25 protein-coding genes are annotated in these 26732 nt (G+C 71.4%); 14 read left to right on the forward strand and 11 right to left on the reverse strand.

Translation table 11 applies throughout. From position 1 onward, the window contains the following. Positions 1-24 precede the first annotated feature (24 nt). The gene (locus JN22_RS23815; protein WP_085556251.1) at positions 25-498 is read left to right on the forward strand and encodes a hypothetical protein; all 474 of its coding nucleotides are present in this window, start codon (positions 25-27) and stop codon (positions 496-498) included. A 25-nt stretch (positions 499-523) separates the two neighbouring features. Here the strand turns inward: JN22_RS23815 and JN22_RS23820 are convergent, their stop codons facing one another. After that, on the reverse strand, positions 524-1684 hold the full coding sequence (locus tag JN22_RS23820) for a succinylglutamate desuccinylase/aspartoacylase family protein (protein WP_223677861.1): 1161 nt from the start codon (positions 1682-1684) through the stop codon (positions 524-526). Between the two features lie 171 nt (positions 1685-1855). Between JN22_RS23820 and JN22_RS23825 the strand changes: the two genes are divergently transcribed. From JN22_RS23825 to JN22_RS23840, 4 genes are read left to right on the forward strand one after another with little or no spacing between them, the layout of a single operon-like run. Then, positions 1856-3079 carry a hypothetical protein gene (locus tag JN22_RS23825; protein ID WP_223677862.1) on the forward strand — a complete coding sequence of 408 codons (1224 nt, stop codon included), beginning with the start codon at positions 1856-1858 and terminating at the stop codon, positions 3077-3079. Positions 3080-3134: 55 nt separating this feature from the next. After that, positions 3135-4370, forward strand: a complete 1236-nt coding sequence (locus JN22_RS23830; RefSeq protein WP_085556254.1) for a glycosyltransferase family 4 protein — start codon at positions 3135-3137, stop codon at positions 4368-4370. Positions 4371-4392: 22 nt separating this feature from the next. Continuing rightward, positions 4393-5337, forward strand: coding sequence for a hypothetical protein (locus tag JN22_RS23835; RefSeq protein ID WP_223677863.1), 945 nt, complete (start codon positions 4393-4395; stop codon positions 5335-5337). Positions 5338-5363: 26 nt separating this feature from the next. After that, positions 5364-6197, forward strand: a complete 834-nt coding sequence (locus JN22_RS23840) for a glycosyltransferase family 2 protein (protein WP_085557323.1) — start codon at positions 5364-5366, stop codon at positions 6195-6197. A 21-nt stretch (positions 6198-6218) separates the two neighbouring features. Here JN22_RS23840 and JN22_RS23845 read toward each other — a convergent pair whose 3' ends face one another. The 3 genes from JN22_RS23845 to JN22_RS23855 all read right to left on the reverse strand — a co-directional run bounded on the left by JN22_RS23845 (position 6219) and on the right by JN22_RS23855 (position 10629). Beyond that, positions 6219-6686: a helix-turn-helix domain-containing protein gene (locus JN22_RS23845; protein ID WP_085556256.1), complete on the reverse strand. Its 468-nt coding sequence runs from the start codon at positions 6684-6686 to the stop codon at positions 6219-6221. A gap of 125 nt (positions 6687-6811) precedes the next feature. Beyond that, complete coding sequence (locus tag JN22_RS23850; protein ID WP_085556257.1) at positions 6812-7627, reverse strand: glycosyltransferase family protein; 816 nt, start codon at positions 7625-7627, stop codon at positions 6812-6814. Further along, positions 7624-10629 carry an SLBB domain-containing protein gene (locus JN22_RS23855; RefSeq protein WP_085556258.1) on the reverse strand — a complete coding sequence of 1002 codons (3006 nt, stop codon included), beginning with the start codon at positions 10627-10629 and terminating at the stop codon, positions 7624-7626. Before JN22_RS23855 ends, JN22_RS23850 begins: the two co-directional genes overlap by 4 nt. A 196-nt stretch (positions 10630-10825) precedes the next feature. Here JN22_RS23855 and JN22_RS23860 point away from each other — a divergent pair, with 196 nt between their 5' ends. Together JN22_RS23860 and JN22_RS23865 are read left to right on the forward strand one after the other, a co-directional pair. Further along, the gene (locus JN22_RS23860) at positions 10826-11857 is read left to right on the forward strand and encodes a histone deacetylase family protein (protein ID WP_085556259.1); all 1032 of its coding nucleotides are present in this window, start codon (positions 10826-10828) and stop codon (positions 11855-11857) included. A gap of 107 nt (positions 11858-11964) precedes the next feature. Next, on the forward strand, positions 11965-12597 hold the full coding sequence (locus tag JN22_RS23865; RefSeq protein ID WP_085556260.1) for a putative metalloprotease CJM1_0395 family protein: 633 nt from the start codon (positions 11965-11967) through the stop codon (positions 12595-12597). A gap of 33 nt (positions 12598-12630) precedes the next feature. Here JN22_RS23865 and aguB read toward each other — a convergent pair whose 3' ends face one another. Next, entirely contained in the window at positions 12631-13530 is a 900-nt protein-coding gene (gene aguB, locus JN22_RS23870; protein ID WP_085556261.1) for an N-carbamoylputrescine amidase, read from the reverse strand. Between the two features lie 514 nt (positions 13531-14044). Here aguB and JN22_RS23875 point away from each other — a divergent pair. Next, positions 14045-14608: a MarR family winged helix-turn-helix transcriptional regulator gene (locus JN22_RS23875; RefSeq protein ID WP_085556262.1), complete on the forward strand. Its 564-nt coding sequence runs from the start codon at positions 14045-14047 to the stop codon at positions 14606-14608. Between the two features lie 39 nt (positions 14609-14647). Here the strand turns inward: JN22_RS23875 and JN22_RS23880 are convergent, their stop codons facing one another. After that, entirely contained in the window at positions 14648-15964 is a 1317-nt protein-coding gene (locus JN22_RS23880; protein ID WP_085556263.1) for a pentapeptide repeat-containing protein, read from the reverse strand. Positions 15965-16171: 207 nt separating this feature from the next. On the opposite strand from JN22_RS23880, the gene phoU reads away from it, so the two are divergent. Then, positions 16172-16894: a phosphate signaling complex protein PhoU gene (gene phoU / locus JN22_RS23885; RefSeq protein WP_085556264.1), complete on the forward strand. Its 723-nt coding sequence runs from the start codon at positions 16172-16174 to the stop codon at positions 16892-16894. Between the two features lie 165 nt (positions 16895-17059). On the opposite strand, the gene JN22_RS23890 is transcribed toward phoU, so the two are convergent. Beyond that, positions 17060-18358: a lytic murein transglycosylase gene (locus JN22_RS23890; protein WP_085557324.1), complete on the reverse strand. Its 1299-nt coding sequence runs from the start codon at positions 18356-18358 to the stop codon at positions 17060-17062. A gap of 400 nt (positions 18359-18758) precedes the next feature. Between JN22_RS23890 and JN22_RS35015 the strand changes: the two genes are divergently transcribed. After that, positions 18759-19829, forward strand: coding sequence for a glycosyltransferase family protein (locus JN22_RS35015; RefSeq protein ID WP_085556265.1), 1071 nt, complete (start codon positions 18759-18761; stop codon positions 19827-19829). Positions 19830-19948: 119 nt separating this feature from the next. Then, positions 19949-20434, forward strand: coding sequence for a GNAT family N-acetyltransferase (locus tag JN22_RS23900; protein ID WP_085556266.1), 486 nt, complete (start codon positions 19949-19951; stop codon positions 20432-20434). 126 nt (positions 20435-20560) lie between these two features. Here the strand turns inward: JN22_RS23900 and JN22_RS23905 are convergent, their stop codons facing one another. The 4 genes from JN22_RS23905 to JN22_RS23920 form a co-directional block, all read right to left on the reverse strand. Next, positions 20561-20776, reverse strand: coding sequence for a hypothetical protein (locus JN22_RS23905; protein WP_085556267.1), 216 nt, complete (start codon positions 20774-20776; stop codon positions 20561-20563). Positions 20777-21135: 359 nt separating this feature from the next. Next, complete coding sequence (locus tag JN22_RS23910; protein WP_085556268.1) at positions 21136-22440, reverse strand: replication-associated recombination protein A; 1305 nt, start codon at positions 22438-22440, stop codon at positions 21136-21138. 85 nt (positions 22441-22525) lie between these two features. Further along, entirely contained in the window at positions 22526-22753 is a 228-nt protein-coding gene (locus tag JN22_RS23915) for a hypothetical protein (RefSeq protein ID WP_085556269.1), read from the reverse strand. A gap of 150 nt (positions 22754-22903) precedes the next feature. Beyond that, the gene (locus tag JN22_RS23920; RefSeq protein WP_223677864.1) at positions 22904-23815 is read right to left on the reverse strand and encodes a cell envelope integrity EipB family protein; all 912 of its coding nucleotides are present in this window, start codon (positions 23813-23815) and stop codon (positions 22904-22906) included. 108 nt (positions 23816-23923) lie between these two features. On the opposite strand from JN22_RS23920, the gene JN22_RS23925 reads away from it, so the two are divergent. From JN22_RS23925 to JN22_RS23935, 3 genes are all read left to right on the forward strand, one after another. Then, the gene (locus JN22_RS23925; protein WP_085556271.1) at positions 23924-24922 is read left to right on the forward strand and encodes a 2-hydroxyacid dehydrogenase; all 999 of its coding nucleotides are present in this window, start codon (positions 23924-23926) and stop codon (positions 24920-24922) included. A 370-nt stretch (positions 24923-25292) separates the two neighbouring features. Further along, positions 25293-26009: a GGDEF domain-containing protein gene (locus JN22_RS23930; RefSeq protein ID WP_085556272.1), complete on the forward strand. Its 717-nt coding sequence runs from the start codon at positions 25293-25295 to the stop codon at positions 26007-26009. Positions 26010-26302: 293 nt separating this feature from the next. Continuing rightward, positions 26303-26710 (forward strand): response regulator, encoded by a 408-nt coding sequence (locus JN22_RS23935; protein WP_085556273.1) that lies wholly within the window; start codon positions 26303-26305, stop codon positions 26708-26710. The last annotated feature ends 22 nt before the right edge of the window (positions 26711-26732 follow it).

Here is a 26732-nt window from a genome sequence, read left to right on the forward strand (position 1 = left end):
GGCGCAGCAAGGGAGAAAACCGTGATGACCACACGCCGTCAGGTGCTCGTGCCGCTCGCCTTGGCTCCCGTCGCCGGTTGGGCGATCTGGGCCGCCGGTGCCGCCGATGCGCCGGCCCACGCCGCGGGGCCGTTCCATCTGCCGCTGGATGAAAGCACCGCGCTGTGGCGCGATCTGGCCCAGGTCCGTCTGGGCGGGCCGGCGGGCGACCCGCAATTCCCCATTCGCGTCTCGGCGCTCGACGGACGCCCGGTTGCCGTGCGCGGCTTCATGGTGCCGCTGGCCGGCGGGGCGGCGCACAACCGCTTCATCCTGTCGGCCAACCCGCTGAACTGCCCGGCCTGCCAGAGCCCCAGCCCCTCCAGCATGCTGTACGTCCACAGCCAGTCCGCGCTGGCCGAGACGCGGGAGCCTCTCCTGCTGACCGGCACTTTGCGCCTGAGCCCGCAGGAGGGGCTGTTCTACCGGCTGGACCGGGCTGAGCCGCGCTGGGCCTGAGCCGGTCCGGCCCCAGTTCCCGCCATCAATCGAACAGCAGGCCGTGCTCGCCGGTCGCCAGCGGCGCCGGCCCGGCGATGGAGGCCACCAGCTCGCCGCGGCTGGCGAAGCGCAGATTGTTGCGGGCCATGACGATGCCGCCCCCCGGCGCGACCAGCGTGGTGCGGGCGTTGTCGGGATCGGCGGCGGTGGGATCGACGATGTCGGCGATGGGGTCGCCGGCCTCGACCCGGTCGCCGACCGCGCGGTGGAAGGCGATCACCCCCGAGACGGGGGCAACGACCCGCGCCAGCCCGGACAGCGGGGTCGCCTCGCACAGCAGCGGCGGCAGATCCGGCAAAGGACCCGGCGCGGAACCGGTGACGGCGCCACGGCGGATCAGCATGCCGATCAGCGCCTCGGCGTCGGCCGCCGCCCGGTCGTCGTCGACGTCGGCCTTGCCGCGCAGCTCGACCGTGGTGGCGACGCAGGCCGGCGGGATCGGGCCGTCGGCCGCGAAGCGTTCGGCGAGCGTCCACCAGGGCACCGAGCAGGCCTCGTCGAACGGCTTGCCGCCGGAATCGGCGGAGAGCAGCACCGCCTTGACGCCGAGCAGCGCGCTCAGGTCGGCCAGATCCGGCCACAGCGCGTCGCCGGCGTAGAGGTGCGGCACCGCCTCAAGGTCGCAATGCAGGTCGAGCACGATGTCGGCGTCGAAGGCCATGCCGAGCAGGGCGCGGCGCAGTGCCGGCACCTCGCCTTTGGGCGGCGGAAGGGCGTCGAGCGTGGCGCGCAGCGCCTCGCGCACGGCCGCCACGTTGGCCTCCCTGTCGGCGCCGATGCGGCCCTTCAGCCGTTCGGCGGCGCCGTCGATCAGGTCGGGGAAGTCGCGGTTGAAGTTGCCGGCCCCGTCCAGGGCGTAGCGGCCGATATGGACGCCCTCGACGATCTGGGCGATGCCGGTCGGGTTGGCCATCGGCACGACGATGATCTCGCCGGGGATGTCCAGCCCGCGCAGGCGGCGGATCAGATGGTGCGCCACCAGCAGGCCGGGCGTCTCGTCGGCGTGCAGCGCCGCCTGCACATAGACCTTCGGCCGCGCGCCGGGCGTTCCGAACCGGTGCACGGTCAGCGACCGGCGCGTGCCCAGCCGGTCGGTCGGCAGCGGCAGTTCCTCCACGCGATGCGGCGATGCGGGACGGCTCACGATGCGGGTTCCTCTTCGATGATGCCCCGGCGGGACGCCGGAGTGATGCCCCGGCGGAACGCCGGGGTGACGGTTCGGCGAGACGCCGGGGGGCGATTGTGCCACAAGCGGAGGCGTCGAGGTCAGCGTGCGTCGGAGGGCAGGGGCGCGGTGCGGGACGGAGCGGATGGGTTGCGGGGCGGTGTCGCGGCGCTGGCGCTCGCTGGGGCGCTGGCGCTGTACGGCGCTTTCAGCGCGCCCGCTCCGCCGTCGGTGCGGGTGGCGGAGGCCGTCATCGGCGCGCTGCTGCTGATCGCGGTCGGTTGGCGGCGCCCCCTGTTCGTCGTCACCGGCCACGCCCTGCGCGGCCCCTCCCTTCCGTCCTGGGAGGCGCTGGCGGTGCCGGCGCTCGGCTGGCTGCTGTGGATTCCGCTGCTGCGCGGTGCGGCGCTGGGTTGGGAAACCGCCGACATGCTGCGGGACATGATTCCGCTGCTCTACCTCTTCCTGCCGGTGCTGCTGGTTCCGGTGCTGCGCGGGGCCGGTGGCCGGGCGGTTGTTCTGCTGGGCGGCGGGCTGATCCTGGCCGGGCTGCTGCTGGCCCTGCGCTGGTGGAAGCAGGCGCAATGGGGATTCGGCGCCGTCGGGGTGCGGGCGATGCCGGATGGCGGGGCCTATTTCCTGAACGCCCCGGTGGTGCTGTTCGCCGCGGTCGCCTTGCCGGCCCTGGCCTTGGGCCTTGTCGCCGGTGGCGTGACGGGACGGGGCGGGACGGCCGGGCGCTGGTCGGCGGCCGTGGCCTGCGCCGTCGGGGGAGCTTTGTGTCTGGCGGCGCTGGCCGGTGCCGTGCACCGCACCGCTTTGGGGCTGGCGGTGCTGTCGGGTCTGGTCCTGGCGCTGTGGTGGGGGCGGCGGGCGCCCCGGACGCTGCTTCCGGTGGTGGCCGCCGGGTTGTGCGCCCTTCTGGCTTTCGGCGATCCCCTGTCAGGCGCCTGGGAACAGGTGGCGGAAAAGACCCGCCTGACCGGCGCCAACACCCGCTGGGAGGAAGCGGGGGCTGTGCTGGAGCATGTCGCGCGGTCGCCCTGGTCGCTGCTGTTCGGCGACGGCTGGGGCGCCAAGCTGGCGAATCCGGCGGTCGGCGGCTGGCGGGTGGCCTACACCCACACGCTGGCGACCTATGTCCTGGTCAAGGGAGGGGTGCTGGGAACCCTGGCGCTCGCCGCCTATCTCGGCGGGCTGGCGCCCCTGGCGCTGCGGCTGCTGCGCCAAAATCCGCCGCTGGGCTGGTCGCTGCTGCCGCCGCTGTTGATGGCCCTTGGGTTGCACACGAGCTTCAAGTATCTCGACACGGGGCTTCTCCTGACGCTCATGGTGCTCGGGCTGGAGCGCAGGAAAAAGTTGGTGGAATCGTGACGGTTGTGCATACTTGCGCGTGCAACGCATGCGATGGTGTGCCTTGGAAAAAGCGATGCCCTCGATCCTGCTCGTCAACCGCGTGTTCCCGCCGGACCGCGGCGCGACCGGCCGCTGTCTCGCCGATCTGGCCGGACGGCTGGCGGCTCTGGGCTGGCGCGTCACCGTGGTCGCGGACGGGGCGGCCGGGGCGGACGTGGACACGCCGCCCGGCGTGACGCTCCATCGCGCCGGCCGCGGGGTGCCGGAGGGGAGCGGACCGGATGCGCTCTCCTACCTCGGCGCCCTGCGCCGGCTGGCGTGGCGCGCCTTGCGGCTGCCCCGCCACGATGTGGTGGTCACCATGACCGACCCGCCGCTGTCGGCCTGCCTCGGCCCGCTGCTCGCCGCCCGGCACCGCGCCGCCGCCATACACTGGAGCCAGGACGTCTATCCGGCCCTCCTGCCGCAGGTCGGGGTGCGGCTTCCGCCGCTGCTGTTCGCCCTGCTCGATGGCGTGATGGCGACGGCACTGCGGCGGCACGACGCCGTGGTGGCGATCGGGCGCTGCATGGCCCGGCGCCTTGCCGGGGCCGGGGCCGGGGCCGGCGTCGCCGCGGAGCGGGTGACCGTGCTGCCCAACTGGCCGGATCCGCTGGTGCGGCCGCTCGCGAAGGAGCCGAACCGCGTCCGCGCCGGTCTGGGGTGGGAGGGGCGCTTCGTGGTCGCCTATTCGGGCAATCTCGGCCTCGCGCACCCAATGGGCGGGGTGCTGGAGGCGGCGGCGCTGCTGCGCGACGATCCGTCGGTGCGCTTCCTGGTGGTCGGCGAGGGACGCGGGCACGCCGCCTTCACCGAGGCGGTGCGGAGCCGGGGGCTCGCCAACGTCGCCGTCCTGCCCTGGCAGCCGGCCGACCGTCTCGCGGAGAGCCTGTCCGTTGCCGACCTGCATCTGGCGATCATGGCCGGGCCGGCGGAGGGGCTGATGGTGCCGAGCAAGCTCGCCAGCGCGATGGCGGCCGGGCGGCCTTGCCTGTTCCTGGGACCGGAGGGAAGCGAGGCCGCCCGGCGGCTCGACGGGTGCGGCGGGGTTCTCGCCGCCGGTGACGGGGCCGGGCTGGCGGAGGCGATCCGGGCCTACGCCGCCGATCCCGCCCGCTGCGCGGCGGAGGGAACGAAGGCCGCCGCCGTCGCGGCCTCCTGGACCGCCGACCATGCCGCCCTGCGCTTTTCCGCCTTGGCCGAGGCGCTGCTGGAGCGCCGGAGGGGCAGGGTGGGGGCGCCGGCGTGGCAGCGGCTTCCCTATGCCTGACGGCGTCGTGCCCGAGGGAACCATGCCCGGCGCTGGGGTGACGCTGAGGTCGCGGGTGGCGTCGGGGGCGGATTTCCGCACGCTGCTGCTCACCGCCCTGGCGGGCTGGCGGGTCCTGGCCGCCGGCGCGTTGGGCGGGATGCTCCTGGCGCTGGCCGGCCTGTGGGTCGTGCCGCCCGAGCACACGGTGGTGATGATCGTCGGGCCGACCGCGCGGGTCGGGTCGGCGGCGATGGGCGCCCGCGTTCCGGTGATGGCCGGCCGTGAGATCGCCCTGGGCGCCGCCGAGCCGGGACCGGGGGACGAGGCGCTGTCCGACTACGCCCGCTATCTCGAACTGTTCGGTACCGGCCCGGTTGCGGAGCGGCTGGCGACGGATGCCTCCCTCCTGCGCCTCCTCTTTCCCGAACGCTGGGACGCGGCGGAGGGGCGATGGCGTTCGCCGCCCGGCCTGTTGCCGGGACTCAAGCGCCTGCTGCTGGCGCTCGCCGGGCGGGAGGATTGGGTGGAGCCCGACGCCGAACGGGTGGCGCGGGCCCTGCGCGACCGTCTGGTGATCGACATGGTGCGCAGCGGACCAATGCGGCGGATCGCCCTGCGCCATCGCGACCGCGCCGCCGGGCTGGAGCTGCTGGGCCGTGTCGCGGCGGCGACCGACGCGCATCTGCGGGCCGAGGCGGCCCGGCGCAGCGCCGCCCAGATCGCGCATGTGAAGGCGCGTCTGGCCGGGGTGACGGTGACCGAGCACCGCCGCGCCCTCAGCGACCTGCTGGCCGATCAGGAACGGGTGGCGATGATGATCGAGGTCGATCTGCCCTTCGCCGCCGACCCGGTGCAGGCGCCGACCGTTCCAGCCTTGCCCGACTGGCCGAATCCGGCGGCGGTGGTGCCGCTGGCCGGGCTGGTCGGGCTTCTGGCCGCGGCGTTCGCCCTGTCGGTCCGCGCGGCGTGGCGGGAGGCGGCATGATCCCCGGCGGCATGATCCCCAGTGGCATGATCCCGGTGTCCGTCGTGGTGATGACCCGGAACGAGGCGGCCAACCTGCCGCTGTGCCTGCCCCGTCTCGACCGCTTCGCCGAACGTTTCGTCGTCGACAGCGGCAGCACGGACGGCACCCCGGCCATCGCCGCCGACCGGGGGGCGAAGGTGGTGCCCTTCCAGTGGGACGGGCGCTACCCGAAGAAGAAGCAATGGTGCCTCGACCATCTGCCCTTCGCCGGCGATTGGGTTCTGTTCGTCGATGCCGACGAGCGCCCCACCCCGGCCCTGGTCGGGGAGATCGCGGCGTTGATGGCGGAAGGGCCGGACCGTGCCGGCTATTGGATCGACGGGCGCCCGGTGCTGCACGGGCGGCCGTTGCGCTTCGGCTGCTGGAACCGCAAGCTGGCTCTGTTCGACCGCCGCCGGGCGCGCTTTCCGGAGATTTCCGATCTCGACGTTGCCGCCATGTGGGAGGTCGAGGGGCATTACCAACCCGTCGTCGCCGGCCCGACCGGGCGGTTGCGCCACCCGATGGACCACGCCGATGAAAAGCCGCTTTCGGCTTGGTTCGACCGGCACAACCGCTACTCCGACTGGGAGGCGGCGTTGCGGGGGGACGGGCGGATGGAGCGGCTGATCGACAACGAGGCCGGACGGCGGCGCCTGATGAAGCGGCTCCTCCACAGGGTGCCGTGCCGCCCCCTTCTGGTCTTTCTGCACGCCTACGTCGCAAGGCTCGGCCTGCTCGACGGGCGGGCCGGGTTCGACCATGCGCTGGCCCGCGCCTTCTACTACTGGCAGGTCGCCGTCAAGACACGCGCGGCCGTCGTCCGCAGGGCACCGTGACGGTGCATGCCGAAAGGCCCGTCACTCTTCGACCAGCGCGATCTTGTCGCCGCCCAGCGCCTTCAGCAGATCGAAGGTCCGCTTGCGCACGCCCGGATCCTCGATCCGGTAATAGGCGCGGACCAGCTCCAGCGTCTCGCGGCGGGCCATCGATTCGAACTCGTCGGTTTCCGACGGCAGCGTCACGAAGGCTTCGGGGATGGCGCTCTCCGGCGAAGGCATGTCGTCGAAGAAGTAGCTGACCGGCACGCCGAGCACCTGGGACAGGTTGTAGAGCCGGCTGGCGCTGATGCGGTTCGACCCGCGCTCGTACTTCTGAAGCTGCTGGAAGGTGATGCCGACGGCCTCCCCCAGCTTTTCCTGGCTCAGTCCCAGCAGGGTCCGGCGCAGGCGCAGGCGGGCGCCGACATGGATGTCGATCGGATTGGGGCCTTCGCCGCGGCGCGACAGGGTGTGGGCAGGGGCAAGCTTCGTCTTGGTCGCGCTCATAGGTGGTACCTCGAAGGGTGAAGTCTCAGGGAAGGCGCCGCGGAGGAATGCTTAGTTCAGGAAGTAAATTCTATGCAACCTTTTGTGCGCATCAACCGTTTGATTCGATGAAAATGGTTGGCGCTCTATGAAAGAAATAAAGTTGCTGGCTGTCGGAAACGCCATGTCGCATAGGCCTTTGGGAAAAGCCGGCGCAGGGTCATGATCGCCCATTGGGCGCCGCGCAGCAGCGATTCGTGAGCGCGGCCATGCCCCAACATGTCGCGCCGGATGAGGGATTGTTCCCGCCGTCCCTGCGCCGCGTTGCGCTGCGACAGCCCGCCCGGTGCGAAGACGCAGACCGGAACGGGCAGGCGGACCGCCGCCCCGCGCTCCAGCGCCGCCAGGGTGAAGGCGTAGTCGGCGGCGATGGCGAAACGCTCGTCGAAGCGCGGACTGCCGGGGGTGTCGAGTCGGTAGATCATGGCCTGATGATGGGTGAACATGCCGAGCGCCGCCCGGCGATGGGAGCGCGCGGGCTTCGACAGGATACGGCCGTCCCCCAGCCTCTCCAGCGCATCGCCGTAAAGCAGGGCGGCGTCCCCGTGCCGGCCGATGGCGTCGCGCAGGAGCGCCGCCGTGTCCGCCCCGGCAAGGCGGTCGCCGGCGTTGAGGAACAGGGCGTGGCGGCAGCCCAGCGCCCGCGCGGCGTCGAGCGCCCGGTTCATGCCGCCGTAGGGGCCGCCGTGCGGGCCGCTGTCGGGCGCCGAGCGCCACCATGCCATCTCCCCGGCATGGGCACGCAGCCAGTCGGCCGTGCCGTCGGCCGACCCGCCGTCGGCGATGATCCAGGCGAAGCCTTGCCAGGATTGGGCGCGCAGGCTGTCTCGGGTCGCCATCAGGCCGGCGAGATCGTCGCGCGCCACGGTCAGGACGGCGAAGGAGCCATCGGGCGGCGTCATCGCGAGATCACCGCGATCGAGGCGGCGGTGATCGCCAGCTGGCCGAGGATGCCGCCGACGGATTTGGTGAATTCCAGGGAGTCGAAGGGCTTCGGGTCGCGCGGCACCACCAGGATGGCGCCGGGCGGGACGGCGCTGACCCGATGGTTCCACGACGACAGCGCCAACGGCTGGGCCCGGCCGTCCGGCAGGATCAGGAAGCTGCGGCCCGGATCGGCGTTGCGGGTCGGGCCGCCGGCCTCCTCCAGATACGCCTCGGCGCTCTTGCCGCTGACGAACTGGGCGGCGGTCGGGTGCATGACCTCGCCGGCCACCGCGACCGACAGCGGCCGTTTGGGGATGTGGATGCGGTCGTCGGATTCGAGCAGCGGGTCCAGCTCCGGCCGGGCGCGCAGCACGGCGGGGTCGGCCTCCACCACCACGCGGCCGAGCGGCTCCGCCCCGCGCAACTGCGCGGCGAGCTGGCGGGCGAGCGCCACATTCTCCGCCTTGACCGGATCGCCCTTTTCGATCTCCAGGGTCAGGGCGCGCTCCAGCTCGCGGGCCTGCTGGGTGAATTGTTCCTTCTCCCGGCGGCGCTCGCTTTCGCGGGTGAAGACGGCGCCGGCCGGATAGGCGTCCTCGGTCAGGCCGCCGGCCCGCGCGATCAGCGACGACAACGTCTCGCCGCGCCCGACATCGTAGCTGCCGGGCCGCCGCACGGCGCCCTGGATGGTGACGGCGCGCGCCTCCAGCGCCTGGGCGCGCGGGTTGACCCGGATGGCGTCGCCCGGTCCGGCGGACGGGGCGGCAGTCCCGGTCCGGCCGAGATCGATGGCGGTCCGCGCCCCGCTGGCGGCGGTCAGCTCCACCGAGGTCGGATCGGCGTCGCTCGACAGGCCGCCGGCCACGGCGATCAGCGCGGAAAGCGGCGTCTGGTCGGCGACCGGATAACCGCCGGGCTGCCGCACGGCGCCGCGCACCTGCACGGTGCGCTCGGCGATCAGAGCGGCGATGGCGGGATCGAGCGGTTCGGATTCCGGGGGATCGTCGCGTTTCGGGACGCTCGGGGCGGCGCCGGCCTCCTGGGCGGGGCGGGGCGGGGTGTGCAGGCGGGCGGCCGGGAACAGATGGATGCGGTCGCCGTCGGCCAGCGCCCGGTCGGCCCGGCGGGCGCCGACCTCCTGCGGGGAGAAGGGGATCAGGGAGCGGGTCAGCGTCCGGCGGTCGAAGCGCTCGATCACGCCGAGCAGCGGATAGACGCCGCGCTTCATCGCCTCGCCGCCGCCCAGCGCCGTGCGCAGGGTCGTGCGGCCGGTCAGCGGCCGGGTGCCGGGCCGGCGGACATGGCCGACCAGCTCATAGTGGGGTGCCGTCGATTCCAGGATGGCGCCGCGCCCCTCCTCCTCGCCATCCTCCCCCAGATCGACCCATTCCAGCCCCTCCGGCTCGTCGCCGGCGGCGCGGGCCAGCGCCGAGGCCTCCCCGGCGGACGCGCGGCCGGCGCGCGGGTAGAAGCCCGGGCGCGGCACGCCGCCTAGCAGCAGGACCGAGCGCTCCAGCGCGAAGGTCAGCAGGTCGGGCACCGCCTCGAACAGCGGCGGGCAGGGCCCGCGGGAACCGCTCAGCCCGGCGGCGGCGCGGGCCTGCCGGCCGGTGGCGAGCAGCCCGTCGGGGGAAGCGGCCAGCGCCCGGCCCAGCACCACCAGCCCCTGGCAGGCGTCGGGCGGCAGGGCACGGTCGCCCCGCAGCAGGTCCAGAACCGGCTCCGAGGTCAGGAAGTCGACGTCCCCGGCACCCAGCACGTAGAGCGTGTCGCCTTCGGCGAGGCGGCGGTCGTCGCGGCCCTTCAGCACCGCGGCGAGATCGACCGCGCGCAGGACCCGCGCGCGGGTTGCCGGGTCGGTGGTGGCGAGGGCGGCGAAGGGCAGGTAGGGGTCGGGACGCAGATCGGTCCGGGCGACCAGGGCGGACAGGCGGCCCGACCGCGCCAGGGCGCGCGGGCCGGGGCGATGGACGTGCCCCTCCAGCCGCACCTCGTTGCGGCGGTCCTCGCGCTGCGGGGTCAACAGCAGCAGGTCGCCGTCGCCGAACAGGGGGGCCTGGGGGTCGCCGACCTCCTCGGCCGCCTCCTCGCCGGACGGGCCGATGCCGAACCGCAACGCCCGCTGCGGACCGGGGCGCAGCACACCGCCGGCCAGCTCCCGCAGCTCGCCGGCCGACAGGCGCGGCTGTCCGGGAGCCAGCTCGTAGATGCCGGGGCGCTTGACCGGGCCGGCGACGGCGGCGGTGGGGCCGAGCGGCGGCACGAACAGCCGGTCGCCGTCGCGCAGCCGTTGCCCGGCGCCGCCGGCCGATTCACCGCCGGTCAGATGCAGGTCGTAGAGATCGATGGTCCGTCCGCCCTCCGCGTCGCCGGCGCGGATCAGGCGGATGCGGCGCAGCGACCCGCCGCGGGTGACGCCGCCGGCGGTGGACAGGGCGTCGAGCACGGTGGCGAAGGCGCTGACCTCCTGTCGGCCGGGGCGGCCGACCGACCCGGTGACGACGATCCCGATCCGCCGCACGTCGGCCAGCGAGACGAAGGTGTCGGTGTTGGGCAAGGCGGCGGTGACGGCGGCCGACAGCTCCGCGCGCAGCGCCGCCAGGGTCAGGCCGGCGGCGGTCACCGGCCGAATCTCGTCCACCAGCAGCAGACCGCCGCTGTCGATGGCGAAGCGCTTGCTGAAGGATTTCTGGCCGCGCAGGGTGACCAGCAGCTCGTCGCCGGTGTTCAGCACGTAATCGCCCTGGACGGCGCCCGGCAGGGGGCGGCTGTCCGCCGCCTGCGCGAACAGGTCGTAGCCGAACTGGCGCAACGGCTCGCCGGCGCGGGCGGAAAAGGCGGCTTCGAGAGCGGAGGCCTCCTCCAGGGCCGGGCCGGTCGCCGGGGCCGGTTCCCGCGGCGGGCCGGCGGTCCCCGTGGCGCAGACCCACGGCACCAGCATCAGTCCCAGCACCGAAAGGGCGAATATCCTGCGCATGACGGAGATCATTGGGAGCCGTACGGAAGAATCCACCACCCGGCACGGCGCGAACGCCACGCATGAAGACTATTGCGTGCATTTGATCGAAAGGCAACGATTCTGTCGGGGGGCGCTATGCAAAAGGTCATGGGTCGGCCGGCGGCGCCCGCCGTTATCATGGGGGCCTCAAGTCCCTTGCGAGGAAGAGCGTGGCGTGATCGTCATCTACAGCGAGGAGCATCGGCTCCAGTCCGGCCGGTCCGAACTCAACGACGGGCAGCTCGTCCCCTGCTACGAGAAGCCGGAGCGGGCCGACATCGTGCGCACCCGGCTGGAAACGGTCGGCATCGGCCCGATCCTGGCACCGGAGTCGCATGGGCCGGCCCCGCTGGAGCGGGTGCACGACGCCGGTTATCTGGGTTTCCTCCAGACCGCCTGGACCGAATGGGTGGCGGAACATGGCGACTGGGACGCGCTGCCGCTGAACTGGGTGGCGCCGGGGATGCACCGCCGGGTGGTGCCGCGCTCGATCGACGGGCGGCTCGGCTACTACTCCTTCGACGCCGGGACGCCGATCACCGCCGGCACCTGGCGCGCGGCGACCGCGGCGGCCGACAGCGCGCTGACCGGGGCCGACCGGCTGCGCGCCGGTGACCGCTGCGCCTTCGCGCTGTGCCGTCCGCCGGGGCATCACGCCGGGCGGGCCTTCTACGGCGGCTACTGCTTCCTCAACAACGCGGCCATCGCCGCGCAGTCGCTGCGCGACAACGGCGCGGCGCGGGTCGCGGTGCTCGACGTCGACTACCACCACGGCAACGGCACACAGGAAATCCTGTGGGAGCGCGGCGACGTCCTGTTCGTCTCGCTGCACGCCGATCCCGCCGACGAGTTCCCTTATTTCAGCGGCCACGCCGACGAGACCGGGGCGGGGGCCGGCGAGGGGTTCAACCTGAACCTGCCGCTGCCCTGGGGCACCGACTGGGCGGCCTACGCCGAGGCGCTGGCGGTCGCGGCCGCGCGCATCCGCGCCTTCGCGCCCGACGCGCTGGTCGTCTCGCTGGGGGCGGACACCTACGGCGGCGACCCGATTTCGCGATTCCGCCTGCTGTCGGAGGATTTCCTGCGGATGGGCGCGGCGCTGGCCGGGATCGGGCTGCCCACCCTGTTCGTGATGGAGGGCGGCTACGCGGTCGCGGACCTGGGCGTCAACGTCGCCAACGTGCTGGGCGGCTTCGAGAACGCCTGACGGCGGTGCGGCGACGGGTGGTCCGCCGGAAACCATGCCGTTGCCGGCTGCGGCGAAGTGGCCTAGATTTTCCCTGTGTTCGCGGAGACGGATGAAGGGCGCGAGCCGTGGCTGGCGACGTCTCGTCCATAGGATCGTCCATCGGGACGTACCGCGCGCCGTTCGCGGCCGCGCCGGCCCGCAACGGCGGCGGGCGAACCGCGTCCGGCGACGGCCCGGCGGCGGATGGCGCGGCTCCGCGCGGCTCCCAGGCCGCCGCGTCGGTCGTCACCCTGTCGGCCGAAGCCCAGCAGCAGGTCCAGAAGCTCAAGCAGACCGACGCCAATGTCCGCCAGCACGAGGCGGCGCATCAGGCGGCGGGGGGCGGGCATGCCGGGGCGGCCTCCTTCACCCACGCGCGCGGGCCGGACGGCAAGAGCTACGCCGTCGCCGGCGAGGTGCCGATCGACATCAGCGCCGAATCCGAGCCGTCGGCGACCATCGCCAAGATGGAGCAGGTCAAGGCGGCGGCGCTGGCTCCCAGCGATCCGTCGCCGCAGGATCTGCGGGTCGCCGCCCAGGCCGACGCGCAGAAGCTGAAGGCCCGGTCGGAACTGGGGAGCGCGGGCGGCGAGGCGGGCGGGAACGGCATGGCCGCATCCGCACCGTCCCCCGCGCTGGCCGCTCGCGGGACGGCCGCCTATGGGGCGGCGCAGGCGCTGGGGGCTTCGCCCCGCCGGGCCGCCGGGCTGGTGGCCTGACCCGGCCCGCCCGGCCGGCGATCCGGCGGATCGTCAGCGGCGCGGCGTCGTCTCGCCGTCGAGCGTCAGCAGGGCGCCGTACAGTTCCGGCCGGCGGTCGCGGAAGACGCCCCAGGAGGCGCGCTGCGCGGCGATGCGGTCGAGGTCGAAGGTCGCGGTCAGCACGCCGCGGCTGTCGCGGTCGGCCTGGGCGACGATCTCCCCCTGCGGGCCGGCGATGAAGGACGAGCCGTAGAAGGTGATGCCGCAGCTCTCCCCCTCCTCGCGGCCGATCCGGTTGGAGGCGACCAGCGGCATCAGGTTGGCGCCGGCGTGGCCCTGCATCACGCGGGTCCAGTGGCCCTGGCTGTCGATGCCGGAATCCTGCGGCTCCGACCCGATGGCGGTGGGGTAGAGCAGGATCTCCGCCCCCTTCAACGCCATGATGCGGGCGGTTTCCGGGAACCACTGGTCCCAGCAGATGGCGCAGCCGACCGTGGCGTAACGGGTCTTGAACACCGGAATCCCGGTGTCGCCGGGGCTGAAATAGAACTTCTCCTGATAGCCGGGGCCGTCGGGAATGTGCGACTTGCGGTAGACGCCCAGCACCGACCCGTCGGCGTCGACCATGGCGACCGAATTGTAATAGGCGTTGTGCGCCTTCTCGAAGAAACTGACGGGAATCACCACCGACAGTTCGCGGGCGAGCGCGCTCATCCGCGCGATGACCGGGTGGCCTTCGGCGGGGGCGGCCAGTTCGAACAGGCTCTGCTTTTGGTCCTTGCAGAAATAGGGGGTCTCGAAGAGTTCCTGCGGCAGGATGATCTGGGCGCCGCGTCCCGCCGCCTCGCGGATCAGGGATTCGACTCCGGCCAGATTGGCGGCGCGGTCCCAGCCGCAGGCCAACTGCGTGGCCGCGACGGTGACGGTGCGGGGCGGGGGGGTGGTGTTCATGGCGGATCCTGGTTCCTGTCGAGGCGTTGGTGGGACGGTTGCGGGGGCACGTCGGACTCTGCCTGTGCCCGGAGCGGCGTCCGGCGCAAGCGTTCCTGGCCGGTGGGATGGCGTATTAGCAAATTCTTCACATTTCACGCTTCTTCTGCCGCCCCGTCGTGAAGTAAAAAGCGGGGCGTGAGCAATTCAATCCAGGGACTCATACTCGGATATGAGGCTTCCTGTCCTGTGCGTCAGAAAATATTTGGTTCGATTCAATTGGGGGAAGGATTCCCGGCGATGGAATTGTTTCGTTTGCGTGCGAATCCGGCGGGCGGTCCAGGCATATCATTGCATGCCGGCACGGAAGGCTCGCGTATTTGATTGGCGCTTTGACGGCGGCACGCTATGATTGGAAGGATCCGCATTGTCCACTCATTTCCTGGTGGCGATGTGGAACGTGGTGTCCCCGGACGTCTGAAGGACGGGCGGAGCGACGCGATGCGCGCGAACGACGGGCAGAGAGATTGTCGGGATGGTGGCGTGTTTCAAGGGGTGGGAGCCGGTGACGGTCAACGAGGCTGAGGACGCGGTGCAGGCGTCCGACGGCGTCCTGTCCTTCGTGGTGCGCGACGTGAACCGTGCCTTCGCCCGCGCGTTGCAGGCGCGCATCACCCGGTCGGGCGTCAGCATGGGGCAGTGGTTCTTCCTGCGCGCCCTGTGGGACGAGGACGGGCTGACCCAGCGCGAACTGAGCCATCGCGTCGGCATGATGGAGCCGACGACGGTCACCGCCGTCAACGTGATGGTGGCCCAGGGGCTGGTGCAGCGGGTGCGCAACGCCCACGACCGGCGCAAGATGAACATCTTCCTGACCGAGAAGGGGCGGGCGCTGCGCGACGCGATGATGCCCAGCGCGTCGGACATCGCGGCTCTGGCCGTGGCCGGCATCGCGCCGGAGGAGGTCGCCCACGCCATCGACGTGCTGCGCCGGGTCGGCGCCAATCTGAACGCCGCGACGCTCGGCAGCCGTGAGGGCGACGACCGGGAGGGCGTTGCGCGTGAGGGGATCGGCCGGGACGACGCCCTGGAGGCGTGAGGAGGCCCGGACCGGACGGAAAGGGGCCGGCCGCCGTGCTCAGTCGTCGTCCGGATCGGGTGGCGGCGGCAGGCTGGCACCGGCCAGGTTGGCGCCGGTGAAGCGGGCGTCGCGGATGTTGGCGTCGCTCAGGATGGCGCCGGTCAGGTTGGCGTTGGAGAAGTCGCAGTCCGCCAGGGTGGCGCCGCGCAGGTTGGTGCGCACGCAGGACGCTCCGGTCAGCCGGCTGCCGGTCAGGTTCGCGGCCCACAGCCGTCCGGTCGGCCGTCCGTCCGGCCCCTTGATGTCGACCCAGCCGATGCCGGCCCCGTCCAGCCGCGCGCCCTCCAGGTTGGCGCCGCGCAGGTTGGCGCCGTCGAGGATGGCTCCGGTGAAGTCGGCGCCGGACAGGTCGGCCTCCGAGATGTCGCACATGATCAGAAGCGACTCGCGCATCTTGGCGCCGTTGAGGTTGGCGCGCTTCAGATTGGCGCCCGACAGGTTCACGCCCGACAGGTCGATGTGGCTCATGTCGGCCCCGGCGAGGTCGGCGCGCGCCCCCATGCTGCCGTTGGTGTTGATCCAGGTGTAGTGGTTGTGCAGCGCCTGCTGGATCTGCACCGAGAAATTCTCCGCCGAGCGGGCGAGGTTGGCGCCGGTGGTGTCGGCCCCGGTGAGGTCGGCTCCCTCCAGCTTGGCGCCCTGAAGGTCGGCGTTGCGCAGGTTCGCCCCGGCCAGCAGGGCGCCGGTCAGGTTGGCGTCGCGCAGGACCGCGCCCTGGAGATTCACGCCCGACAGGTTGCTGCCGCGCAGGTCGGCGCGGGCGAGGTTGCAGCTCTTCATGCTGGCGCGCATCAGCGTGGCGCCGGTCAGCAGCGCGCCCTCGCAGTCGGCGCCGTTCATCGACACGTCGGTCAGGTCGGCGCCCGACAGGTTGGCGTTGTTCAGCGAGGCGTCGTCGAAATCGCTGCCCGTCAGGTCGGAGCGCACGAAATCGAGCCCCTTGCCGCCGCCGTTCGGCGAGCCGCCGCCATAGAGCAGGGCGCCGCCGCGCAGGTCGGCCTCCTTCAGGATGGCGCGCTTCATCTTGGCGCCGCGCATGCGGGCGCCGCGCAGGTCGGCCCGGTACAGGTTGCAGCCGGACAGGTCGGCCTTGGTCAGATGGGCGGCGAACAGGTCGGCGTTGCTGAGGTTGGCGTTGGTCAGGTCGCAATGGGACAGGTTGGCGCCCGACAGCTTGCCCTGCGTCAGATCCACGCCGGACAGGTTGGCCCCTTCCATGTTCGCCATGGTCAGGTTGGCGCGCGCGCCGCCCGACTTGTTCTTCAGCCAGCGCTCGTGCTTCTCCAGCACGGCGACCAACTCGTGAGGCGTCATCGACCGGGTCCGGTGTCTGTGGCGTCCGGCCCGCGAAACCTGGGGCCGCGGGGCGAAGGCATGCTGTGTTCCATCGATAGACCAGTGTCCCAAAATAATCTATGCCAAAGGTTAAGACGGATGCGCGGCCGCACCGCGCTTGGCACGCGGGCGGCGCCGTATTATCCGCACGGGCACGCGAAGCGTTCTTCAGCAAGGGGATGGGGTATGGCCGGGGGACACACGGTTGCGGCGTTCGACGCCGAGTTGATGGCGCTGCGTTCCGCCATCGACCGCATGGCGGCGCTGGTCGAGACGCAGTTCGCGCTGGCGCTGGAGGCGCTCGCCGAGGCCGACGCGGCCAAGGCCACCGCCGTGGTCGAGGGCGACGCCGCCATCGACCGGCTGGAGCTGGAGGTCGAGGCGATGACCATCCGCCTGCTGGCCCTGCGCCAGCCGATGGCCAAGGATCTGCGCGACATCGTTGCCGCGCTGAAGATCGCCTCCAACCTGGAGCGGATGGGCGATTTCGCCGGGTCGGTCGCGAAGCGGGCGGTGACGCTGGCCGGGCTTTCCGCCGTGCCGCCGGTGGGGTCGCTGACCTGGATGGGGCGGACGGTGCTGGAAATGATCGGCGACATGCGCCGCGCCTACGCCGGGCAGGATTCGGCGCTCGCCACCGCCGTCCGCAACCGGGACGGCGAGGTCGACGCCGCCTACACCAGCCTGTTCCGGGAATTCCTGACCTACATGATGGAAACCCCGGCGCAGATCACCGGCTGCACGCATCTGCTGTTCGCCGCCAAATCCATCGAGCGGATCGGCGACCACGCCACCAACGTGGCGGAGAACATCTGCTTCCTCGTCGAGGGCCGCCTGCCGTCCGGGGAGCGGCCCAAGGAGGATCTCAGCAGCTTCGCCGTCGCGCCGGCGTCGAAGCCGGAGGCGTGAGGAGAGGACCGGGGCAACCCCTTCCGCCTTGTTGTTCGGCTCGCCGTGCCCGGCCCTGTGCCGGGCACCCACGGCCGCAGATCGTCATGACCGAGAGGTTGACCAGGCCTGGCCGGACCACGCCCGGTCGGGCCTGGTCCGGAGCTTCGGTGCGCAGGCCCGGTCTCAGGACGCCCGGCGCAGCCGGTCCAGCAGGCCCTTGGTGGCGAAGCCGTCGGGAACGACGCCGATGGAGGTCTGGAAGCGCCGCAGCGCGTTGCGGGTGTTGGCGCCGATGATGCCGTCGGGGGTTCCCGGCTCCATCCCCAGCGAGGCGAGCCGCTCCTGCAACTCCGTCCGTTCGTCCTTGCTGAGCGCCAGCTCCTGACGGGGCCAGCTTCCCAGCACGCCCGCGCGCCCAGCCATGCGGTCGGCCAGCAGCGCCACCGCCAGCGCGTAGCTGGTCGACGGGTTGTAGCGCATGATCGCGCGGAAATTGTCGCGCGCCAGGAAGGCCGGCCCCTGGTGGCCGGCCAGCACGATGATCGATGCCGATCCCTCGCCATCCAGCTCGCCGCCGCCGGCCGGAAGCACGCCCATCCGGCGCCATTCCGACACCGGCTTGACGACGCTCAGCTCCGCCTGGTCGTAGGGGAAGCCGTCGGGAAGCCGCACCTCCTCCCCCCAGCGCTCGCCGCTGCGCCAGCCGTTGGCCAGGACGAACTTGGCGGTCGAGGCCAGCACGTCGGGCAGGCTGCCCCAGATGTCGCGGTGGCCGTCGCCGTCCTCGTCCACCGCGTGGCGGAGGAAGACGGTCGGCATGAACTGCGTCTGCCCCATTGCCCCGGCCCAGGAGCCCGACATGCGCTCCGGCGCGATGTCGCCGGAGTCGAGGATGCGCAGCGCTGCCAGCAGCTCGGTGCGGAAATAGGCCGCCCGCCGGCCCTCGTAGGCCAGCGTGGTCAACGCGTCGATGACCGAGAAGCCGCCGGTGGAATTTCCGAAATCCGTCTCCACGCCCCAGAAGGCGACGAGGATCTCCGCCGGCACGCCGGAACGCTGACTGATGCGATTCAGCAACGCCGCGTTCTCCCTCAGCTTCTGGCGGCCGGCCTGGACGCGCTTTTCGTTCACGGCGCTGTCCAGATACTGCCACACTTGGCGGGTGAACTCGGGCTGGCTGGAATCCAGCTCCACCACGCGGTCGGACAGCTTCACCCGCTGGAAGGCGCGGTCGAAGGTCTGGGCGCGGACGCCCTGGGCGAGCGCCTCGGCGCGCAGCGCGCTCAGCCAGTCGGGGAAGCTCTGGCTGGGCTGGGCCGCCGGGCGGGAAGCGGGGGCGGGAGACGCGGCCGCGGCCGGCGACGCGCCGCCGACGGCCGGCACGGGGGCGCTGGCGCCGGTGCTCTGGCAGCCGGCCAGCAGGAGCGTGACGAGAAGGAGGCGGGCCGAATGGCGGGGCAAGGTGCGGGGCAGGGTTCGCATGCGCTCGATCATGGTCGCTGGGAATGCCGGAGGCTGACCCTAGGATGCCCGGCCGCTCCGCTCAACCGCGAAATCCGTGGTGGGGGCGGCGAACGGCGCTGTCACCGGCGCGGGCAGCTGGAACGAAGCTTGAACAGCCGCGTCCGTGGACCATATCCCTGTCATCCCGCAACGCGCCGCCGGCCGCGCGGCCGAAGTCCCGGCACTGGCGGTGCCCGTCCATCCGGCGGGCATCCGGACCGAGCCGTTCGCATCCTCCGCCATGGCTGGAACTTCGCCGTGTCCGACCGCGTTGAGTGAGCAGGGGCCGCAGTCCCGGCAGGCCAGTTCCAACAGACCGGTTCCGACAGACCCGTCCCGGCGGATCGCACGCCACCGATCGCATGAAGGTGCCGACGCCATGAAAATCGTGATTTTCGGCCTCACCACCGGTACCGGGCACGACGCCGCCCACAGCCTGCGCTGGCGCGCGCTGGTCCAGGCGCTGGCGATTCGCGGGCATCGCGTGATCGCCGTCGAGCGGGCCGGTCCCGGCGGCGCGGCCGCGCCCTGGACCATTCCGGGTGGCGAATGGCTGACCTACGACGACTGGGACGCCATCGCCCCCGAGGCGGCGCGGCAGGCCGACGATTCCGGGGTGGCGCTCGCCGTCGCCCATGGGCCGGACGCGCGGGCGGCGGCCGGGCTGGTGCGGGAGTCCCGGAGCGCCCGCCGGGTCCTCTACGACCCCGACGCGCCGGCCTCGCTTGCCGCGCTGGAGGTGGGGGAGGGGCCGGCGCATCTGCCGGCCGGCGGGTTGGGCGGTTTCGATCTGGTGCTGACGTCGAGCGGCGGCCCGGCCCTGGACGCCTACCGCGAGAAGACGGGGGCCGACGGCGTGACGCCGCTCTACCCGTGGATCGTGCCCGAGGCGCACAAGCACGGCCATCACCGCCGCGCCTACCACGGCGACCTGTGCTGCGTCGCGCCCGACGCGCGGGCGATGGGCGAGGGGCTCGACCGCTTCTTCATCGAGCCGGCGCAGCGGCTGGCCCGCCGCCGCTTCGTGCTGGCCGGCGGCCACCTGCCCGACGTGGCGGCGCTGTCCGGCAACATCGCGGCGCTACCGGACTTCGACCTGTCGCACACCGGCGATCTGCTGGCCTCGGCGACCCTGACGCTGGCCCTGGCGCGCGACGACGAGCGTCGCGTCGGCTGGTGCCCGACCGACCGGCTGCTGGAGGCGGCGGCGCGCGGGGCGGCCATCGTGTCGGACCGTTGGGACGGGGTGGAAACCTTCTTCGAACCGGGCCGGGAAATCCTGGTCGCCGCGCAGACCGACGACGTCACCACGGCGATGATGCTGCCGCGCAACCATCTGGCCGATCTGGGGCAACGGGCGCGCAAACGGGCGCTGGCCGAGCACAGCGCCGAGCGCCGGGTGCAGGAGCTGCGCGGCATCCTGGATCTGAAGGGGGGCGGCGACGACTGACGGTCGCCGTTCCGTAGGTGGCCGGTTCGGTGGTTTGGACGTGCGGACGAGAGGGAGGGCGGCTATCGTCGGCGCCTTGGCCCGTTCCGGGCTGCGTTCTGCGAGAAAGTTGCACGCCCATGCCGACCGTGACCATCCGACCGGCCGTCGAGTCCGATTGCGCCGTCATCCTGCGCTTCGTCCGCGAGCTTGCCGAATTCGAGCGCGAAGCCCATTCGGTCAAGGCGTCGGAAGAGGATTTCCGCCGCGACGGCTGGGGCGACCATCCGGTGTTCGAGGCGCTGATCGCCGAGCTGGACGGCGTGCCGGCCGGCTTCGCGCTGACCTTCCGCACCTATTCGACCTGGGAAGGGCGGCCCGGCCTGTTCGTCGAGGATCTCTACGTGACGCCGGAGGCGCGCACCCACGGCGTCGGTCGGAAACTGCTGTCCGCCGTCGCCCGGCGGGCGGTGGAGCGTGGTTATCGGCGCGTCGATCTGAATGTGCTGGATTGGAATCCGGCGCGCGGCTTCTACGACCGTGTCGGCTTCCGCCAGATGAAGGAATGGCTGCCCTACCGGCTGACCGGCGACGGTCTGACGGCGCTGGCCGCGGAGAATTCCTGAAGAAAACTCTGGATCGCGGCGTGTTGATCCCGGATGGTGGAGGGACGGGAACGGCGCGGCAGGGCGCCGCCGTCCCCTTCCGAACGCATGGCTTTCGCGAACGCGGGGCCGTGGGTGGATCGGTGGTCAGGCCGCGCGGTTGAAGGTGGCGGCGCCCAGGATCTCCACATAGCCGGCGCGCTCGTCGCGCAGGCTGGTCAGCAGGTCGGCCAGGCTGTCGCGCACGAAGGCGTCGTCCTGCGCGCCGATCCGGTCCTGAGTCAGGCGGATGAATTCATCCAGGAGCGTCAGATGGGTCAGGGAAGAGGCGGTGATCTTCTCGGACTTCGTGGTGACGATCATGTAAATCTCCCTTCGCCTGTGCGTTCGTGATGACGCCATTGAGCCACGCCGCCGGTTAATGACTCGCTAACGGAGCTATGAGGCAGGTCGTATCTTGAGAGGTACTTCTAGGACTCGTAGATAGTCTCTATGACTTCTCCTTGGAGGTACCCCGTTTCGTGGGTTTGCGGTCGATGCTGGCTCGCGGTGCGTGATTTTGCGTCATTGCGGCGTGCTTGTCTTCCGCCGCTCTGAAGAACAACACCGGCATCATTGCACGGGTTGCGCGCCGATGGCGGGGGATTTGGTGGCAGCGGCGATCGAAAGTTGCGCCTTCCGCGCAATTCTGGTCAACACTCTTGGCGAAGCGCGACCGAGCCTTAACGGCGGCGGCGACGCAATCCGGCCCAATAGTCCAGACGCTTTCGGATGTCGCGCTCGAAACCGCGTTCGACGGGGCGGTAAAACTCGTGGCGCCCCACCGATTCCGGGAAATAGTCGAGGCCGGAGAAGCCTTCCGGCGTGTCGTGGTCGTAGATGTAGCCCTGCTTGTAGCCGAGGTCGGCCATCATCCTGGTCGGCGCGTTCACCGCATGCATGGGCGGCATGACGCTGCCGGTCGCCTTCGCCAGCCGGCGCGCCTCGCCCAGCGCCACCTCCACCGCGTTCGACTTCGGCGCGGTCGCCAGATACAGGCAGGCCTGGGCCAGCGCCCGCTCGCCCTCCGCCGCTCCCAGCCGTTCGTAGGCGTCCCAGGCGGCGGTGGCCTGGAGGATGGCGTTGGGGTCCGCCAGCCCGACATCCTCGTTGGCGACGCAGACCATGCGCCGCGCGATGGTGCGCGGATCCTCGCCGGCGTCGAGCATGCGGCACATCCAATAGAGCGCCGCGTTGGCGTCCGACGCGCGCAGGCTCTTGTGGAAGGCCGACAGCAGATTGTAGTGGCCGTCGCCCGACTTGTCGTAGGACGGCATGCGCCGTTGCAGGATCCGCCCGAGCGCCGCGTTGTCGAGCGGCTCGGCGTCGGCCGAGGCGCCGCCCACCGCGTAGATCTGCTCGGCCATGTTCAGCACGAAGCGCCCGTCGCCGTCGGCCATCGCCAGCAGCGCCGCGCGCGCGTCGGGCTGAAGGGGCAGGGGGCGGCCGACATGCTCCTCCGCACGGGCCAGCAGGCTGTCGAGCGCCGCCGCGTCGAGCCGGCGCAGCACGAAGACCTGCACGCGCGACAGGATGGCGGCGTTCAGTTCGAAGGAGGGATTTTCGGTGGTGGCGCCCACCAGCGTGATGGTGCCGTCCTCCAGATGCGGGAGGAAGCTGTCCTGGACGTTGCGGTTGAAGTGGTGGACCTCGTCGCAGAACAGCAGCGTTCCCTGGCCGCCGTCGCGGCGCTGGCGCGCCGTCTCGAACAGCTTGCGCAGGTCGGCGACGCCGGTCTGCAAGGCGGAGATCGATTCGAATCGCAGGTCGGTGGCCTGGGCCAGCAGGCGGGCGATGGTGGTCTTGCCGCAGCCGGGCGGCCCCCACAGAACCATCGAGGACAGGGCCCGGGCAGCGACCATCCGGCCGATCGGGCCGTCGGGTCCGAGAAGATGGTCCTGCCCGGCGACGTCGGACAATCGGGCGGGTCGCAGGCGGTCGGCCAGCGGCCGCGGGGCCTGGGCGGCGAGCAGGCTCGGCGTGGACATCACAAGCTCCGGAACATCGGGCGGCGGATCGCCCCCTTGCCGGCTCCTTCGTTGCTGGCCCGGTCCCGTGGCGGGACGGTGGCGGTCAGGCCGCCATGCCGTCCATCGGCGTCGTGGCGATCAGGCGGTAATGGTCGGTGTCGACCAGCACCGAGCAGCTCAACGTCTTGGACACGCCCTCGTCCTCGGTGCTGACGATGCGGGCGTGCGGGATTCCGAGCAGATTGACGGTCCCCATCACCCGCCACGCGCGGCCCTTGCCTGCGCCGACCGGCTGAAAGACCTGCCCGATCTGGACATGCTTCTTGCTCATGCTGGAACCCCTTTGGGGCCGGCCCGCATCCGCGCCGCCGGGTGGTCCGGCGCCACGGAGCGCACCAGCCTGTTGCGCCTCCGATAACCCTGACAGTTAAGCGCAGCAACGAGTCGCGATCAACCATTAAGTATTTTTTGCAAATACCGCTCAGCATCCGGATTTGGGCAACGCCTCGATCGTGTCGAGGATCGCGTTGACCGTGAAGTCGCCGTAGTCGATCTGCATGGATTCGGCGATGCCGTTCTGCAACAGCCGCAGGCTCATTTCATACTCGGGCTGGGCGGAGTCGCTGTGGGTGGGGAAGAAGGCCATGCGGACCGGCCACGCCTTGATGTCGCGCAGCAGCGCGTTCTTGCCGCTCTCCTTGGGCGCGCCGGCCTGGCCGATGACCGTCGACACCTCGGTCGCTCCTTCCGCGTCGGCGCCGTCGAAGACGGTGCGGCTGAAGAAATGCTCGCCGCGCAGCGCATGGTCGAGAATCGCCAGCGTGTGGGCGGTGGGGAACATGGTGGCGGCCGGCAGGGGCATCTCCTGCGGTTCCGGCTTGGTGAACTGGGCGCTGCCGGCGCCCTCGCCGGCGCCCAGGTTGGCCTCGCCGCGCACGTCGTCGTCGACCTCGCCGTTGATCAGCTTGCGGACGTTGAAGCGGTAGCGCCGCCCGTCCTTCGCCTCCCAGGTCGTGTAGTTGGTGTTCATCGCCATCTCGTCGCCCTCGCTGTAGGCGAAGCGGAGCTGGAAGCGCTGCTCCGTCGTCCAGCCGTCGCAGGCGTCGGCCCATTCGAACATCATGCGGCCGCGCACGTCGCTGACCTTGGAGCTGTTGCGGGCCGACAGCAGGGACATCTTGTAGATGGCGCGGTGCGGCTGGATGTCGGCCGCCACCGCGGAGACCACGGCGCCGCCGGGCTGGGGAGGGGCCGCGACCGGCGCGGCCTGGGCCGCCGCCGGCAGGCTGGCGAGGAGCGCGAGGGCGCCCAGGGTCACGCTGAAGGCCGCGCCCACGGTCATGCCCATGGTCGTATGACGGGCGGAGGGGGCGGCGGTGTGGCGGTCGGACAAGGCGGGATCCACAGGTGATTGTCGGCGCTGGTTGGATTATGGGTGTTTTCGAGGCGGACCGGAAGAGCCGCCACCCGCAATTCCTACCATCCGAAGGGAAATCCCGGAATGACCAGCCCCGCCCAACGTCCCGTTGACACCGCCCGCCCGGTTGTGCTGCTGACCCGCCGCCTGCCGGACGCGGTCGAGGCGCGGGCGTCGCGCGACTATGCGGCGATCCTCAACCCGGCCGACGAGACGCTGAGCGGTGCCGCCATCGCCGAGCGCGCCGCCGGGGCCGGGGCCGACGCCGTGCTGTGCTGCGCCGGCGACCGGCTGGACGCCGCCGCCATCGCCGCGCTGCCCGCCGGGGTGAAGGTGCTGGCGACCTTCTCGGTCGGCACCGACCACATCGACCTGGAGGCCGCCAGGGCGCGCGGCCTGACCGTCACCAACACGCCGGACGTGCTGACCGACGCCACCGCCGACATCGCCCTGCTGCTGATCCTCGGCGCCGCCCGCCGCGCCTCGGAAGGCGAGCGGATGATCCGTGCCGACGCCTGGACCGGCTGGACGCCAACCCAGCTCATGGGCACCCACCTCGGCGGCAAGCGGCTGGGCATCATCGGCATGGGCCGGATCGGGCAGGCGGTGGCCCAGCGGGCGCGCGCCTTCGGCATGACCATCCATTACAGCAACCGCAAGCGCCTGCCCGCCGACCTGGAGCAGGGGGCCGCCTACCACGCCGATCCGGAGGCGATGCTGGCGGTCTGCGACGTGCTGTCCCTGCATTTCCCGGCGACGGCCGAGACCCGCCATTGGCTGAACGCCGAGCGGATCGCCCGTCTGCCGCGGGGCGCCATCCTGGTCAACACGGCGCGCGGCTCGGTGGTGGAGGACGAGGCGGTGATCGCCGCCCTGCGCTCCGGCCAGCTCGCCGCCGCCGGGCTCGACGTGTTCGAGAACGAGCCGAAGCTGCACCCCGGCTACCGCGACCTCCCCAACAGCTTCCTGCTGCCGCATCTGGGCAGCGCCACGGTGGAGACCCGCTGCGCCATGGGCTTCCGGGCGCTGGACAACATCGACGCGGTGCTGGCCGGCCGCGAGGCGCCCGACCGGGTGATGTAAGGGCGTTGTCCGGGCGCTTCCCCGGGGATTCCCTTATCGGCACGGATTACCCACCCCGGCAGAAGATGCCGGTGGCCGGGCCGGAGCGGCAAATATCGCCGGCCGGCGCAGGGCCGGGAGCGCCCGATTCCGTTCGGATCCTTCGTTCCGGCGAAACAGGATGTCCCATCATGCGCCGGCCATGCGGGGACCAGGCCCGCGCCGGAGGCGGCGGGGTCATGGTAAACGCTTGGTTTCCTTGCCGTGACGAAAATCCCGCCGCTCCCGCCGTTGTGACATTCCTGCATCGGTCAAGCTTCGTCGCGGGGCTGGCACGCTTGTTGCTTTTGTGATCGGCGAAGTGTTTCGACCTTCATCGAGGAGCCGACTCATGAACGCCGTTGTCGCCGCATTGGATCTTCAGAGCCACGTTACCGATCGTTTCGACGGATCGGTGGCCTGGAACCCGGTCGCGCTGGCCTCGCGCGTCGGGATCCTGCGGGGAACCGAACGCCATGTTCTGGACGAAACCCTCGCCCTGCTGTCGGAGGCGAAGGACACCATCAGCCAGCTTCAGGAGCGGATCGCCTTCCTGGAAAGCCAGGCGATGACCGACGAGCTGACCGGCCTGCTGAACCGGCGCGGCTTCTACAGCCATTTCCGCCGCGAGCTGGCTTCGGCCCGCCGGTCCGACGCGGCCGGCGGGGTGCTGGTGATGATCGATCTCGACGGTTTCAAGGCGATCAACGACACCCACGGCCATGTCGCCGGGGACAGCTATCTGCGGCAGGTCGCCCGGATGATCGCCGCCAGCGTCCGCCAGGAGGACGTGGTCGCCCGGCTCGGCGGCGACGAGTTCGCGGTGCTGCTGACCAACACCGACACCGCCAGCGGCCTGGTCCGCGCCCGCCAGCTCGCCGCCATCGCCGACGCCCATCACGCCGAATGGGGCGGCAAGACCCTGCCGGTCCGCTTCTCGGTCGGCACCCAGCCCTATGGCGCCGACGATCACGAGGACGAGGTGATGCGTCGTGCCGACACCATGATGTACGGCGCCAAGAGCGCCCGCCGCCGGGACGCCAAGCGCAGGGTCAAGGCCGCCGCCTGAACGGAGGACCGGCGCCGTCCCGCCGGTTGCCGGAGAGGCGAACGGCTCGCCCATGCTTCCGCGGGGCGGGCTTCGCGCGTGGCGGAAACGCCGCATGCCCGGCCCCGCGCTGTCGTGCCGGTTGCGCAACGGCCGCCGGGATCGGTGGGGATCCCGTTCCTCGGTAACGACAATTTAACCGTCGCGACCCATTTTAAAAAGGGGTATACCGGACTCGGGAACAGTCTTGGGTCCGTGCGTGCCGGGAGAACCGGCGCGTGGACGGTGCAGGTGCCAAGCCCAGGGGAGGATGCATGCCAGCGGAACCGGGCGGCCCAGGGGTGGTCGGCGACACGGCGGTGAAGACCGTGCTGATCGTCGAGGACAACGAGCTGAACATGAAGCTCTTCCACGACCTGCTCGAGGCGCATGGTTATCGCACCTTGCAGACGCGCGACGGGATGGAGGCGATGCGGATGGCCCGCCAGCACCGTCCCGACCTGATCCTGATGGACATCCAGCTTCCCGAGGTGTCGGGCCTGGAGGTCACGCGCTGGATCAAGGACGACGCGGAGCTGAAGGCCATTCCGGTCGTCGCCGTCACCGCCTTCGCCATGAAGGGGGACGAAGAGAAAATCCGCCAGGGCGGCTGCGAGGACTACATCGCGAAGCCGATCTCGGTCGTGAAGTTTCTTGAGACGGTTAAGAAGTTCTTGAACTGACCTTTCTTTGACGGAATCCTCA

The organism is Azospirillum agricola (genome assembly GCF_020005195.1).
In the GTDB taxonomy this organism is placed as follows: Bacteria; Pseudomonadota; Alphaproteobacteria; order Azospirillales; family Azospirillaceae; genus Azospirillum; species Azospirillum agricola.

Excerpts from the sequence above, each read along its gene's own strand:
- JN22_RS23815 (WP_085556251.1), top strand. The coding sequence starts at position 25 with ATGACCACACGCCGTCAGGTGCTCGTGCCGCTCGCCTTGGCTCCCGTC.
- JN22_RS23830 (WP_085556254.1), top strand. The coding sequence starts at position 3,135 with ATGCCCTCGATCCTGCTCGTCAACCGCGTGTTCCCGCCGGACCGCGGC.
- JN22_RS23835 (WP_223677863.1), top strand. The coding sequence starts at position 4,393 with ATGCCCGGCGCTGGGGTGACGCTGAGGTCGCGGGTGGCGTCGGGGGCG.
- JN22_RS23840 (WP_085557323.1), top strand. The coding sequence starts at position 5,364 with ATGATCCCGGTGTCCGTCGTGGTGATGACCCGGAACGAGGCGGCCAAC.
- JN22_RS23845 (WP_085556256.1), bottom strand. The coding sequence starts at position 6,686 with ATGAGCGCGACCAAGACGAAGCTTGCCCCTGCCCACACCCTGTCGCGC.
- JN22_RS23850 (WP_085556257.1), bottom strand. The coding sequence starts at position 7,627 with ATGACGCCGCCCGATGGCTCCTTCGCCGTCCTGACCGTGGCGCGCGAC.
- JN22_RS23855 (WP_085556258.1), bottom strand. The coding sequence starts at position 10,629 with ATGCGCAGGATATTCGCCCTTTCGGTGCTGGGACTGATGCTGGTGCCG.
- aguB (WP_085556261.1), bottom strand. The coding sequence starts at position 13,530 with ATGAACACCACCCCCCCGCCCCGCACCGTCACCGTCGCGGCCACGCAG.
- JN22_RS23875 (WP_085556262.1), top strand. The coding sequence starts at position 14,045 with ATGGTGGCGTGTTTCAAGGGGTGGGAGCCGGTGACGGTCAACGAGGCT.
- JN22_RS23880 (WP_085556263.1), bottom strand. The coding sequence starts at position 15,964 with ATGACGCCTCACGAGTTGGTCGCCGTGCTGGAGAAGCACGAGCGCTGG.
- phoU (WP_085556264.1), top strand. The coding sequence starts at position 16,172 with ATGGCCGGGGGACACACGGTTGCGGCGTTCGACGCCGAGTTGATGGCG.
- JN22_RS23890 (WP_085557324.1), bottom strand. The coding sequence starts at position 18,358 with ATGCGAACCCTGCCCCGCACCTTGCCCCGCCATTCGGCCCGCCTCCTT.
- JN22_RS35015 (WP_085556265.1), top strand. The coding sequence starts at position 18,759 with ATGAAAATCGTGATTTTCGGCCTCACCACCGGTACCGGGCACGACGCC.
- JN22_RS23900 (WP_085556266.1), top strand. The coding sequence starts at position 19,949 with ATGCCGACCGTGACCATCCGACCGGCCGTCGAGTCCGATTGCGCCGTC.
- JN22_RS23905 (WP_085556267.1), bottom strand. The coding sequence starts at position 20,776 with ATGATCGTCACCACGAAGTCCGAGAAGATCACCGCCTCTTCCCTGACC.
- JN22_RS23910 (WP_085556268.1), bottom strand. The coding sequence starts at position 22,440 with ATGTCCACGCCGAGCCTGCTCGCCGCCCAGGCCCCGCGGCCGCTGGCC.
- JN22_RS23915 (WP_085556269.1), bottom strand. The coding sequence starts at position 22,753 with ATGAGCAAGAAGCATGTCCAGATCGGGCAGGTCTTTCAGCCGGTCGGC.
- JN22_RS23925 (WP_085556271.1), top strand. The coding sequence starts at position 23,924 with ATGACCAGCCCCGCCCAACGTCCCGTTGACACCGCCCGCCCGGTTGTG.
- JN22_RS23930 (WP_085556272.1), top strand. The coding sequence starts at position 25,293 with ATGAACGCCGTTGTCGCCGCATTGGATCTTCAGAGCCACGTTACCGAT.
- JN22_RS23935 (WP_085556273.1), top strand. The coding sequence starts at position 26,303 with ATGCCAGCGGAACCGGGCGGCCCAGGGGTGGTCGGCGACACGGCGGTG.